The organism is Marinobacter lutaoensis (assembly GCF_001981305.1).
In the GTDB taxonomy this organism is placed as follows: Bacteria; Pseudomonadota; Gammaproteobacteria; order Pseudomonadales; family Oleiphilaceae; genus Marinobacter; species Marinobacter lutaoensis.
Map to the genome: position 1 here is coordinate 19,676 of NZ_MSCW01000005.1, position 12,666 is coordinate 32,341.

Consider the following 12,666-nt stretch of genomic DNA (forward strand, 5'->3'; position numbering starts at 1 on the left):
TTGTTGCAGAACACATAGGGCGTCTGGAAAACGGCGCCCGCACGACTTCCAGATAACGCAAAGGAACTTTTCTCGATGGGTGAGTTAGCCAAAGAGATCCTGCCGGTAAACATTGAAGACGAGTTGAAACAGTCCTACCTCGATTACGCCATGAGCGTGATCGTGGGCCGGGCCCTGCCGGATGTGCGCGATGGCCTCAAACCGGTCCACCGCCGGGTCCTGTTCGCCATGTCCGAGCTGGGTAACGACTGGAACAAGCCCTACAAGAAGTCCGCCCGTGTGGTGGGTGATGTTATCGGTAAGTACCACCCCCATGGCGACTCCGCGGTCTATGACACCATCGTGCGCATGGCGCAGCCGTTTTCCCTGCGTTATCCCCTGGTGGACGGCCAGGGCAACTTCGGCTCCATCGACGGCGACAGCGCCGCGGCCATGCGGTACACCGAAATCCGCATGGAAAAAATTGCCCACTCCCTGCTGGCGGATCTGGACAAGGAAACCGTCGACTATGTCGACAACTACGATGGCACCGAGAAGATTCCCGACGTGTTGCCCACGCGGGTGCCCAACCTGCTGGTGAACGGTTCCTCCGGCATAGCCGTGGGTATGGCCACCAACATTCCGCCCCACAACCTGACGGAAGTCGTCAACGGCTGCCTCGCCCTGATCGACAACCCGGACCTGTCCGTCGATGACCTGATGGAATACATTCCGGGCCCGGATTTCCCGACCCAGGGCATCATCAACGGCCGTGCCGGCATCGTCGAGGCGTACCGCACCGGCCGGGGCCGTATCTACATCCGCGCCCGCCACGAGATCGAGCAGGACAAGAAGACCGGTCGCGAGTCCATCGTGATCACCGAGCTGCCCTACCAGCTCAACAAGGCCCGCCTGATCGAGAAGATCGCCGAGCTGGTCAAGGAAAAACGGATCGAAGGTATCTCCGAGCTGCGGGACGAGTCCAACAAAGAAGGGATCCGGGTGGTGATCGAGCTGCGCCGGGGTGAAAACCCCGACGTAGTGATCAACAACCTGTTCGCCCACACCCAGCTGGAAACCGTGTTCGGTATCAACATGGTGGCACTGGTCAACGGTGAGCCCAAGACCCTCAACCTCAAGGAAATGCTGGACGCCTTCCTGCGTCATCGCCGCGAGGTGGTCACCCGCCGCACCATCTACGAACTGCGCAAGGCCCGCGAGCGGGGCCACATCCTGGAGGGTCTGACCGTGGCCCTGGCCAACATCGACGAGGTGATCGAGCTGATCAAAACCTCGCCGACCGCGGCCGAGGCCAAGGAAAAACTGATGGCGCAGGGTTGGGCGCCCGGTGGCGTCCTGGCGATGCTGGAACGGGCTGGGGAGGATGCCTGCCGTCCGGATGACCTGCCGGAAATCTACGGTTTGCGCAACGGCCTGTACCACCTGTCGCCGGAGCAGGCCCAGGCCATTCTCGACCTGCGCCTGCACCGTCTGACCGGCCTGGAGACCGAGAAGCTTCAGAGCGAATACCGGGAAATCCTGGAGAAGATCGCCGATCTGCTGCAAATCCTCAGCGACCCCGAGCGCCTGCTGCAGGTCATCCGCGATGAACTGCAGGAAATCGTCAACGACTACGGCGACCCCCGCCGGACCGAAATTGTCAGCTCCCGTCGCGACCTGACCATTGCCGACCTGATCGACGAGGAAGATCTGGTGGTCACCATTTCCCACAGCGGTTACGCCAAGACCCAGCCGGTCGAGGATTATCAGGCCCAGCGCCGGGGCGGCCGGGGCAAGGCGGCCACCGCGATGAAGGACGAGGATTTCATCGAGAAGCTGCTGGTGGCCAACTCCCACGATACCATCCTGTGCTTCTCCAACCGGGGTAAGGTGTACTGGCTGCGGGTGTTCGAAATTCCCCGGGGCAGCCGGGGTTCCCGCGGCCGCCCGATGGTGAACATCCTGCCGCTGGAGGAGGGCGAGCGCATCACCACCTTCCTGCCCGTCAAGGAGTATCCGGAAGACCAGTTTGTGCTGATGGCCACGTCCCATGGCGTGGTCAAGAAAACCCCGCTGCAGAACTTCTCCCGTCCGCGCAGCAGCGGCCTGATCGCGCTGAATCTGGACGAAGGTGACACCCTGATCGGCGCCGCCATCACCCAGGGTGACGCCGAAGTGATGCTGTTCTCCAGCGCGGGCAAGGCCGTGCGCTTCCCCGAGGAGCAGGTCCGGCCGATGGGCCGTCTGGCCCGGGGGGTGCGCGGCATCCGCCTCCAGGACGGCCAGCGGGTGGTGTCTCTGATCATTCCCCAGGCCGGCGGCGTGATTCTCACCGCCAGCGAAAACGGCTACGGCAAGCGCACCGCGCTGGAGGAGTTTCCCACCTACAGCCGGGGCAGCCAGGGTGTCATTGCCATGCAGTGCTCCGAGCGCAACGGCGACCTGGTCAGCGCGCTGCAACTGTTCGAGGGAGATGAGATGATGCTGATTTCGGACAAGGGAACCCTGGTACGTACCCGGTCCGATGAAGTCTCGTTGCTGAGCCGGAATACCCAGGGCGTGCGCCTGATCCGGCTGACCCAAAGTGACGAGCGCCTGGTCGGGGTCGAGCGTATCGCCGAGTCCGATGATGATGAGATGGATGGTGAGGAAACCGAAGCATGAGCAGGGCGTTCAATTTTTGCGCCGGCCCGGCTACCCTGCCGGAGCCCGTTCTGAAACAGGCTCAGGAGGAAATGCTGGACTGGCGAGGTACCGGCATGTCGGTGATGGAAATGAGCCACCGCAGCGACGAGTTCGTGGCCATCGCCGAGGAGGCGGAGCGGGATCTGCGCGAGCTGGCGGAGATTCCGGAGGATTACGCGGTCCTGTTCATGCAGGGGGGCGCGTCCAGTCAATTCTCGACCATTCCCCTGAACCTGCTGGGGGACAAGACCTCGGCCGATTACGTGAATACCGGCATCTGGTCTAAGAAAGCCATTGCCGAAGCCCGTCGCTACGGTGACGTGAACGTGGTGGCCAGCTCCGAGGACAGCGGTTTTACCACGGTACCGGATCCGTCCGGCTGGCGCACCCGCCCGGACGCGGCTTACCTGCACTACACGCCCAACGAAACCATTGGCGGCCTGGAATTCGACTTCGTGCCGGACAGTGGCGACGTGCCGCTGGTGGCGGACATGTCCTCCACCATCCTGTCGCGCCCGCTGGACGTCACCCGGTATGGTCTGATCTACGCCGGCGCCCAGAAAAACATCGGCCCCTCCGGGCTGGTCGTGGTCATCCTTCGCAAGGATCTGCTGGGTAAGGCGCGCAAGGAAACACCGACCATGATGAACTACCAGGTCATCGCCGATAATGGCTCCATGTACAACACTCCGGCCACCTATTCCTGGTACCTGGCCGGGCTCGTGTTCAAATGGCTGAAGGCCCAGGGTGGCCTGGAGGCAATGGCAGAGCGCAACGAGCGCAAGGCGCGCAAGCTGTACCGGTTCATCGACGACAATGATTTCTACGCCAATCCCATCGAACCGCGTTTCCGCTCCCGGATGAACGTACCCTTCACCCTGGCCGATGAGGCTCTTAACCGCGCCTTCCTGGAAGGCGCCGAGGCCCGTGGGTTGCTGAACCTGAAGGGGCACCGGTCAGTGGGCGGTATGCGAGCGAGTCTCTACAACGCCATGCCGGAAGCCGGGGTGGATGCCCTGATTGACTATATGGCCGAATTCGCGAAGGAGCACGGCTGACCATGACGGATGAGAAGGCCCGACTGGCGGAACTGCGGGAGCAGATCGACCGGATCGACCGACAAATCATGGACCTGATCAGTGCCCGGGCGCGCTGCGCCCAGGAAGTGGCCAACGTGAAACTGGCCGCGAATCCGGGCCAGGATGTGGTCTTCTACCGGCCTGAGCGCGAGGCCCAGGTGCTGCGGCGCATCAAAGACTCCAATCCGGGGCCCCTTCCGGACGAGGAAATGGCCCGCCTGTTCCGGGAAATCATGTCCGCGTGCCTGGCCTTGGAGAAACCGATGCATATCGCGTTCCTGGGGCCGGTGGGGACCTTCACCCAGGCGGCGGCGCTCAAGCACTTCGGGCACTCTGTCATCAGCGTGCCCCTGCCGGCGATCGATGCGGTTTTCCGTGAAGTGGAGTCCGGTGCCGCCCACTATGGCGTGGTGCCGGTGGAAAACTCCACCGAGGGCATGATCAACCATACCCTTGATATGTTCATGAGTTCGCCGCTGAAAATCTGTGGTGAGGTCCAGTTGCGGATTCATCACCACCTGCTGGTGTCGCCCAAGCACCGGGACGAAGCGATCACCCGCATCTACTCCCATCAGCAATCCTTTGCCCAGTGCCGCCAATGGCTCGATACCCATCGCTACGGCATTGAGCGGGTAACCGTCTCCAGCAACGCCGAGGCAGCGCGCCGCGCGGCGGAGGAACCGGGGGCCGCCGCTATCGCCGGCGACATGGCGGCCGAGCTGTACGGTCTGGAAAAGCTGGCCAACTGCATCGAGGACCGGCCGGATAACACCACCCGGTTCCTGATCATCGGCCGGGAAACCGTGCCGCCGAGCGGGCACGACAAATCCTCCATCCTGGTATCCATGCGCAACAAACCGGGGGCCCTCTATCAGCTTCTGGAGCCCTTCCACCGGCATGGCGTCAGCCTGACCCGGATCGAGACTCGACCCTCCCCCAGCGGCACCTGGGCCTACGTGTTCTACATCGATTTCGAGGGACACATGGAGGACGACGTCATCCGCGAGGTCCTGTCGGAAGTGGAGGCCGAGGCGGTGGAGCTGAAGCGTCTGGGGTCCTATCCCATTGGTGTGCTGTAAGCAGTAAAAATAGGGGAGCGTTATGGCAGTCGATTACCAGAGTCTCGCGGTTAAGGGCGTTCAGGCGCTGAGCCCCTACCAGCCGGGCAAACCCATCGACGAGCTGGCCCGCGAGCTGGGCCTGGAGCCGTCGGACATCATCAAACTGGCGAGCAACGAGAACCCGTTGGGGCCCAGCGAAAAAGCCCTGGCGGCTGCCCGCTCTGCCTTGTCCGACCTTTGCCTCTACCCGGACGGAAACGGTTATGAGCTCAAGCGGGCCCTATCGGAGCGCTACGGTGTCGGCATGGACCAGATCACTCTGGGCAATGGCTCCAACGATGTCCTGGAAGTGATCACCCGCTGTTTCGCCGATACTGAAAGCGAAGTGGTGTTTTCCCAGTACGCCTTTGCCGTCTATCCACTGGTCACCCAGGCCATCGGTGCTCGTGGTGTCTGCGTGCCGGCCCGTGACTGGGGGCATGACCTGGATGCCATGGCCGACGCCATCACCGAGCGGACGCGGCTGGTGTTTGTCGCCAACCCCAACAACCCCACCGGCACGGTACACACGGCCGCCGCCATCGAGGCCTTCCTGGCCAAGGTGCCGGAACGGGTTCTGGTGGTGCTGGACGAGGCCTACTGCGAGTACCTGACTGGCGACGACAGCCCGGACGGTGTCCGGCTCCTGTCGCGTTTTCCCAACCTGATCGTGTGCCGCACCTTTTCCAAGGCTTGGGGGCTGGCGGCGCTGCGGGTGGGGTACAGCCTCAGCTCCCCGGACATCGCGGATATCCTCAACCGGGTACGGCAACCGTTCAACGTAGACTCGGTTGCCCTGGCCGCGGCTACCGCGGTGCTGGCGGATGAAGCCTATCTGGAACGGTCGAGGGAGGTGAACGCGGCGGGCTTGAAGCAGCTGGCGGAAGGGTTCGACCGTATGGGGCTGAAGTACATTCCCTCGGCCGGCAACTTCATCGCCGTCGAGGTTGGCGACCAGGCGGCCGCGGTCTATCAGACGCTGTTGCAGCACGGTGTGATCGTCCGGCCCGTGGCCGGCTACGGTATGCCGCGACACCTGCGGGTTTCGGTCGGCTTGCCGCATCAGAACGATCGCTTCCTGGATGCCTTGGCCGAAGCCCTGACCGCCGGTGGGGAGGGGGGCTGAGGTGGCTCAGCCCTCGCCGCTGTTTCGTCGGGTCGCGGTCATTGGCCTCGGGCTGATCGGCGGTTCCCTGGCCAGCGCCATTCGCGCGCACGGGCTGGCGCAGACCGTGGTCGGCTACGATGCCCGTGCGGACGAGCTGGCGCTGGGGGTGGCGCTGGGCGTGATTGACCAGGCGGCCGACTCGCTGGCCCAGGCCGTGCGCGGCAGTGATCTCGTGATGCTCGCGGTGCCGGTGCGCGCCGCCCGCTCGGTGCTGGCGGAAATACGGCCCGTTCTGGGGGAGGACGCCATCCTGTCGGATGTCGGCAGCACCAAGGCCAGTTTTGTGGCGGATGTCGAGTCGGTCTTCGGTGAGTTGCCGCCCCGGGTTGTTCCCGGGCATCCCATCGCCGGCTCCGAGCGCAGCGGCATCCGCGCCGCGAACCCGGAACTGTTCGCCCGGCACAAGGTGATCCTCACGCCCGCCGACAACACCGACCCGGAGGCGGTCGGGCGGCTGACCGCGTTGTGGGAAGCGTGCGGCGCCACCGTGCTGACCATGTCGGTGGCCTACCACGACGAAGTGCTGGCAGCCACCAGCCATCTCCCGCACCTGATCGCCTTTTCCCTGGTGGACACTTTGGCGGGAGAAAATGAGAATATGGACATCTTCCGGTACGCCGCCGGTGGTTTTCGGGATTTCACCCGTATCGCCGCCAGCGATCCGGTGATGTGGCATGACATTTTTCTGTCCAACCGGGATGCGGTGCTGCGCGTGATCGACCACTTTACCCGGGATCTCGGACAGCTGCGGGCCGCCATCGCCGCCGGTGACGGTGCCACCTTGCTACGGGTTTTCAGTCGCGCCAAGGCGGCGCGGGACCATTTTTCCAAGATGCTTTCAGGGCAGGCGTTTGTGACAGACAACAGCAACACACAGGTTACGTTCCATCTCCAGCCGGGGGGTTCCGTTCGGGGTGATATCCGGGTTCCTGGTGACAAGTCGATTTCCCATCGTTCCATTATGCTGGGCGCGTTGGCGGAGGGCATTACCGAGGTTAAGGGATTCCTCGAAGGGGAGGACAGCCTGGCCACCTTGCAGGCATTCCGTGACATGGGCGTTGCCATCGAGGGACCGGACGAAGGGTTCGTGCGGATCCACGGGGTGGGCATGCACGGCCTCCAGGCACCCCGAGGCCCCTTGTATCTCGGCAATTCCGGCACCGCCATGCGACTGTTCGCCGGCTTGCTGGCGGCTCAGCCGTTCGACTCCGAGTTGACCGGCGACGCCAGCCTGTCCCGGCGGCCCATGGGGCGGGTGGCGGAGCCGCTGCGGGCCATGGGCGCGGTCATCGACACCGCCGACGGCGGTCGGCCGCCGCTCCGGATCCGGGGGGGCCAGAGCCTGACCGGAATTCACTACGAAATGCCGGTTGCCAGCGCTCAGGTCAAATCGTGCCTGCTGCTGGCCGGGCTCTATGCCGAGGGCGTAACCTCCGTGACCGAACCGGCGCCGACCCGGGACCACACCGAACGCATGTTGAAGGGTTTTGGCTACCACGTCCACCGGAACGGTGCCACCGCCAGCGTGACCGGTGGCGGCAAGCTGACCGCCTGCGCCATCGACGTCCCCGCCGACATTTCCTCCGCCGCTTTCTTCCTGGTGGCGGCGTCCATCGCCCCGGATTCGGACTTGGTGTTGCGCCACGTCGGCATGAACCCGACCCGGGTGGGGGTGATCAACATCCTGCGCAGGATGGGGGCCGATATCGAGGTGTTGGCGCAGCGGGAAATCGGCGGCGAGCCGGTGGCGGACCTGCGGGTGCGCTCGGCCGAGCTGCGGGGCATCGACATCCCCGAGGACCAAGTGCCGCTGGCCATCGACGAGTTCCCGGTACTGTTCATCGCCGCGACCTGCGCCACCGGACGTACAGTTCTCCGGGGTGCCGAGGAGCTGCGGGTCAAAGAAAGCGACCGCATCCAGGTCATGGCCGACGGCTTGGCGGCACTGGGTGTGGCAACCACCGTGACACCGGATGGCATCATCATCGAGGGTGGCCAGGAAATCGGTGGGGGAACCGTGGACAGCCACGGTGATCATCGCATTGCCATGTCATTCGCGGTGGCGTCATTGCGGGCCACCGCTCCGATCGTGGTCACCGACTGTGCCAATGTGGCCACTTCCTTCCCCGGCTTTGTCGACTTGGCCCGGAGCACCGGCATCCAGATCCGAGCGGAGGGCGGTGAATGAGGGCGGCACAGCCACCGGTCATTACCATCGACGGCCCGGGCGGATCGGGTAAGGGCACCATTACCCAGATGCTGGCGCAGCGCCTGGGTTGGCACCTGCTCGACAGCGGTGCGATTTATCGCCTGACCGCGCTGGCCGCAGTCCGGCAGGGGGTGGCTCTGGATGATGAATCCGGCCTGGTGCGGGTGGCGTCCGGCCTGGACGTGGCGTTCGAGCCGACTCCGCCGGGGCAGCCTGCCCGGGTGCTGCTGGCGGGCGAGGATGTGACCTCGGAAATCCGCACGGAGGTGTGTGGCAACAACGCCTCCCGTGTTGCCGTGCTGCAGCCGGTCCGGGACGCCCTGCTGCAACGTCAGCGGGACTTCCGAAAAGCTCCGGGACTGGTGGCCGATGGCCGCGACATGGGCACGGTGGTTTTCCCCGATGCACCCTTCAAAATCTTCCTGACCGCCAGCCCCGAGGAACGGGCCCGGCGACGTTTTAACCAGTTGAAGGAAGCCGGGGTCGATGTTAAGATTGACGCCCTTTTAGAGGAGATTCGGGCGCGCGATGAGCGGGACATGAACCGTTCGGCGGCCCCTCTCAAACCAGCGGATGATGCGCAAGTCATTGATTCCACAGGTTTGAGTATCGAGGAGGTGCTGGACAGGTGTATGGCCGTGGTGGGCCAGGCCTGACCGCACCTTTTTGTCGCTGGAGTGCCGGAAGCAGTGATTCTTGCCAGCCATTGACTGGTTCCGGAAATCGCTAACAGACCGTGTTGCTGGCGGCACGGAGTACACTTGCGTTGATCACATAGGACACATAATGAGCGAGAGCTTTGCGGATCTTTTTGAAGAAAGCCTGAAAGAAATTGACATGCAACCGGGTTCCATCGTCCAGGGAACCGTAGTTGACGTCGACAACGACTGGGTCACCGTTAACGCCGGACTGAAGTCCGAGGGCGTTATCCCCGCCTCCCAGTTCATGAATGAAAAAGGCGAGTTGGAAGTTGCTGTCGGCGACGTTGTCGATGTGGCTCTCGATGCTGTTGAAGATGGCTTCGGTGAAACCCGTCTGTCCCGCGAGAAGGCCAAGCGTGCCGAAGCGTGGAAGGTTCTGGAGAAGGCCTTCGAGGCGGAAGAGGTTGTCAAGGGTGTGATCAACGGCAAGGTCAAGGGTGGTTTCACCGTCGACCTGTCCGGTATTCGTGCCTTCCTGCCCGGTTCCCTGGTTGACGTTCGCCCGGTTCGCGACACCGCGCACCTGGAGAACAAGGAACTGGAGTTCAAGGTCATCAAGCTGGATCAGAAGCGCAACAACGTGGCGGTGTCCCGCCGCGCGGTTCTGGAAGCGGAAAACAGCGAGCAGCGTGAAGCTCTGCTGGAAACCCTGACCGAAGGTCTGGAAATCAAGGGTATTGTCAAGAACCTGACCGATTACGGCGCGTTCGTTGACCTGGGTGGTGTTGACGGCCTGTTGCACATCACCGACATGGCCTGGAAGCGCATCAAGCACCCGAGCGAAATCGTCAACGTGGGTGACGAAATCACCGTCAAGGTTCTCAAGTTCGACCGGGAGCGCAACCGGGTTTCTCTGGGTCTGAAGCAGCTCGGTGAAGATCCCTGGGTGGATATCAAGGCTCGCTATCCGGAAGGTTCCAAGGTCATGGCCCGGGTCACCAACCTGACCGACTATGGCTGTTTCGCGGAGCTGGAAGAAGGTGTCGAGGGTCTGGTTCACGTGTCCGAAATGGACTGGACCAACAAGAACATTCATCCCTCCAAGGTGGTTCAGGTCGGTGACGAAGTGGAAGTCATGATCCTGGACATCGACGAGGAGCGTCGTCGCATCTCCCTGGGCATCAAGCAGTGCGTGCCCAACCCGTGGGAGGAGTTCTCCAGCAAGTACAACAAGGGCGACCGCATCTCCGGCAAGATCAAATCCATCACCGATTTCGGTATCTTTATCGGTCTGGAAGGTGGTATCGACGGTCTGGTGCACCTGTCCGATATCAGCTGGAACGAGCCGGGTGAGGAAGCCGTACGCAAGTACAAGAAGGGCGACGAGGTCGAGACCGTTATCCTGTCCGTGGATCCGGAGCGCGAGCGTATCTCCCTGGGCATCAAGCAGCTGGAAAGCGATCCTTTCGCTGAGTTCGTACAGCTGAACGACAAGGGCTCCATCGTCAAGGGTACGGTTTCCTCCGTTGACGCCAAAGGTGCTGTCGTGGCTCTGAACGACGAGGTTGAGGCGGTTCTGAAAGCGTCTGAAATCAGCCGTGACCGCGTCGAGGACGCTCGTAACGCGCTGAAGGAAGGCGAGGAAGTCGAAGCGAAGATCATCAGCATCGACCGCAAGAACCGTGTCATCAATCTGTCCATCAAGTCCAAGGACGTTGAAGATGACAAGCAGGCGCTGGAAAGCGTCCGCAAGGCGGCCGAGTCCACCGGTGCCACCACCATCGGTGACCTGATCAAGGAACAGATGCAGCAGCAGAACGCCAATAAGGAGTGATTGTCTCCTGGCGTGAAAAAAACGGGCTCTAAGAGCCCGTTTTTTTTGTATTTTTTTTCGGTTTGGCTAAACTATGGTCATAGGTATGCGGTAACTGTCTGCCTAATAATAAAGAGGGAAGCGCCTCATGACTAAGTCCGAGCTGGTCGAACTGATTGCGTCCAAGCAGACTCAGCTGTCTGTCAAGGATGTCGAGCTTGCTGTGAAAACCATTATCGAGCACATGTCCCAGTCGCTTGCGAATGGTCAGAGAATCGAAATCCGGGGGTTTGGCAGCTTCTCGCTCCATCACCGGGCTGCCAGGGTGGGGCGCAATCCCAAAACTGGCGAGGCGGTTCAGTTGCCCGCAAAGTACGTACCTCATTTCAAACCCGGCAAAGAGCTCAGGGAACAAGTTAACGAGAGCCTGAAAAAAGGCTTTTGACCGTTACACAATCGGGGGAATTGGGCCCACGCGAGCCCATGGAGTGCGAGTGCTATGGCAGGATTGCAGAAGATCCTCATTGTCCTGTTGGTTTTAATCCTGGTGTTGCTGGCGCTTGTGTTTTCCCTGAACAACCAGATGGCGGTCTCCCTGAACTTCCTGCTGTTTGAGACGCAGCCCCACGGCGTGGCCGTCTGGGTCATTATGGCTTTTGTCATTGGTGCCCTGTTCGGTGTGCTGATGACCCTCTTGGCCACCTTCAAAACGGCGGTTTCGCGCCGCTCCCTCAAGAAACGACTTGATCGGGCCGAGCAGGCATTGGAGAAATCCAGGGCCGAGACCAACCGGACGCTTTGATGGACATACTGCTTCAATGGCTGCTGCTGACCGTGGCGGTAGCCGCGGGTTGGCTTGCGGGTCGGTACGGCAGTCGTGGCCGTGCGTCCAGGTCCGGTCTGTCGGATGAGAATTCGGTTCGGGAGCGCTTGCAGTTTCTGTTTACCAATTACTCAGATCAGGCGGTCGAGAATTTTGTTCAGTCCCTGGCGGTCAACAAGGATACCGTCAGTCTACACCTCTCCATCGGCAGTCACTTCCGCAACAAGGGCGAGACGGATCGTGCGATCCTGATTCACCAGAACCTGCTGGCCCGGCCCGAGCTGCCGAGCCGCTATTCCCCCCAGGTAACCCTTGAGCTGGCATTGGACTACATGAACGCGGGCCTGCTGGACCGGGCGGAAGCGTTGCTGCATCAGATCATGGGGGATCGGGATTACGGTCGCCGGGCCGCAGAGCACCTGATTGAGCTGTATCAGCAGGAGCGGGAATGGGCCAAGGCGGCGGATGTGGCGCGCACCCTGACGCGGGGTGATGCCGGTCCCGAGTTGGCCAAGACCCTGGCCTACCTGACGTGCGAGCTGGCGGATCAGGCATTGCGGGATGATGACCGCTGGACCGCTCAGAAGCGGGCTCGGGAAGCGTTGGAATATGATCGTTCCTGTGTGCGTGCCACCCTGATTTTGATGAACCTGCTGATTCGCCAGGGCAGTTATCGGGAGGCCGGCCGGGAGAGCCTGAAGGTGTTTGACCAGAACCCGGAATTCGGTCCCGAAGCCGTTGATCGCCTGATGAAGCTGGAGCGGGAACACGGCGACGTGGCCCGCTTGGTCAAGAAACTGCAGAAACTCTATGAAAAGTATCCCAGTACCAGCCTGCTTCTGGCGCTGGTCGAATCCGTGGAGCGTGCCTCCGGCCGTCCTGCGGCCATTGATTTGCTGCGCCAGGAGCTGGAAGTGCGACCCTCGGTGCGGGGGTTGCTGCGGCTGGTTCAGATGGCCGGCTATGAGAAGGGCATGACCACGGATGAAGGGCGCTTGGTCAGCCGGATCGGGCACCTGTTGCTCGCCAATCGCCCCGTATACCGATGCGTCAGTTGTGGCTTCTCCGGCCAGCAGCTGCACTGGTTGTGCCCAAGCTGCAAGCAGTGGGAAACCGTTCGCCCGATACAAGGGGTGGAAGCCGAATAACCCTCAGTCACCGTTTTCAGG

General features: G+C 62.1%; 10 protein-coding genes. All 10 read left to right on the top strand.

The window, feature by feature from the left end:
• Positions 1-75 precede the first annotated feature (75 nt).
• On the top strand, positions 76-2,643 hold the full coding sequence (gene gyrA / locus BTO32_RS06345; protein WP_076723795.1) for a DNA gyrase subunit A: 2,568 nt from the start codon (positions 76-78) through the stop codon (positions 2,641-2,643).
• A complete protein-coding gene (gene serC / locus BTO32_RS06350; protein WP_076723796.1) occupies positions 2,640-3,722 on the top strand; it encodes a 3-phosphoserine/phosphohydroxythreonine transaminase in 1,083 nt (360 codons plus the stop codon). Before gyrA ends, serC begins: the two co-directional genes overlap by 4 nt.
• Before the next feature lie 2 nt (positions 3,723-3,724).
• Positions 3,725-4,822, top strand: coding sequence for a prephenate dehydratase (pheA, locus tag BTO32_RS06355; protein ID WP_076723797.1), 1,098 nt, complete (start codon positions 3,725-3,727; stop codon positions 4,820-4,822).
• A 22-nt stretch (positions 4,823-4,844) separates the two neighbouring features.
• Positions 4,845-5,969, top strand: coding sequence for a histidinol-phosphate transaminase (gene hisC / locus BTO32_RS06360; RefSeq protein WP_076723798.1), 1,125 nt, complete (start codon positions 4,845-4,847; stop codon positions 5,967-5,969).
• Position 5,970: 1 nt separating this feature from the next.
• Positions 5,971-8,199 carry a bifunctional prephenate dehydrogenase/3-phosphoshikimate 1-carboxyvinyltransferase gene (locus BTO32_RS06365; RefSeq protein WP_076723799.1) on the top strand — a complete coding sequence of 743 codons (2,229 nt, stop codon included), beginning with the start codon at positions 5,971-5,973 and terminating at the stop codon, positions 8,197-8,199.
• A complete protein-coding gene (cmk, locus tag BTO32_RS06370; protein ID WP_076723800.1) occupies positions 8,196-8,876 on the top strand; it encodes a (d)CMP kinase in 681 nt (226 codons plus the stop codon). The genes BTO32_RS06365 and cmk overlap by 4 nt, the downstream gene beginning before the upstream one ends.
• Positions 8,877-9,006: 130 nt before the next feature.
• A complete protein-coding gene (rpsA, locus tag BTO32_RS06375) occupies positions 9,007-10,695 on the top strand; it encodes a 30S ribosomal protein S1 (protein ID WP_076723801.1) in 1,689 nt (562 codons plus the stop codon).
• Positions 10,696-10,822: 127 nt separating this feature from the next.
• Positions 10,823-11,119, top strand: a complete 297-nt coding sequence (locus BTO32_RS06380) for an integration host factor subunit beta (RefSeq protein WP_076723802.1) — start codon at positions 10,823-10,825, stop codon at positions 11,117-11,119.
• A gap of 54 nt (positions 11,120-11,173) precedes the next feature.
• Positions 11,174-11,476: a LapA family protein gene (locus BTO32_RS06385; protein ID WP_076723803.1), complete on the top strand. Its 303-nt coding sequence runs from the start codon at positions 11,174-11,176 to the stop codon at positions 11,474-11,476.
• The gene (gene lapB, locus BTO32_RS06390; RefSeq protein WP_076723804.1) at positions 11,476-12,645 is read left to right on the top strand and encodes a lipopolysaccharide assembly protein LapB; all 1,170 of its coding nucleotides are present in this window, start codon (positions 11,476-11,478) and stop codon (positions 12,643-12,645) included. The genes BTO32_RS06385 and lapB overlap by 1 nt, the downstream gene beginning before the upstream one ends.
• Positions 12,646-12,666: the final 21 nt, after the last annotated feature.

Excerpts from the sequence above, each read along its gene's own strand:
- hisC (WP_076723798.1), top strand. The coding sequence starts at position 4,845 with ATGGCAGTCGATTACCAGAGTCTCGCGGTTAAGGGCGTTCAGGCGCTG.
- lapB (WP_076723804.1), top strand. The coding sequence starts at position 11,476 with ATGGACATACTGCTTCAATGGCTGCTGCTGACCGTGGCGGTAGCCGCG.
- gyrA (WP_076723795.1), top strand. The coding sequence starts at position 76 with ATGGGTGAGTTAGCCAAAGAGATCCTGCCGGTAAACATTGAAGACGAG.
- BTO32_RS06380 (WP_076723802.1), top strand. The coding sequence starts at position 10,823 with ATGACTAAGTCCGAGCTGGTCGAACTGATTGCGTCCAAGCAGACTCAG.
- serC (WP_076723796.1), top strand. The coding sequence starts at position 2,640 with ATGAGCAGGGCGTTCAATTTTTGCGCCGGCCCGGCTACCCTGCCGGAG.
- cmk (WP_076723800.1), top strand. The coding sequence starts at position 8,196 with ATGAGGGCGGCACAGCCACCGGTCATTACCATCGACGGCCCGGGCGGA.
- BTO32_RS06385 (WP_076723803.1), top strand. The coding sequence starts at position 11,174 with ATGGCAGGATTGCAGAAGATCCTCATTGTCCTGTTGGTTTTAATCCTG.
- pheA (WP_076723797.1), top strand. The coding sequence starts at position 3,725 with ATGACGGATGAGAAGGCCCGACTGGCGGAACTGCGGGAGCAGATCGAC.
- rpsA (WP_076723801.1), top strand. The coding sequence starts at position 9,007 with ATGAGCGAGAGCTTTGCGGATCTTTTTGAAGAAAGCCTGAAAGAAATT.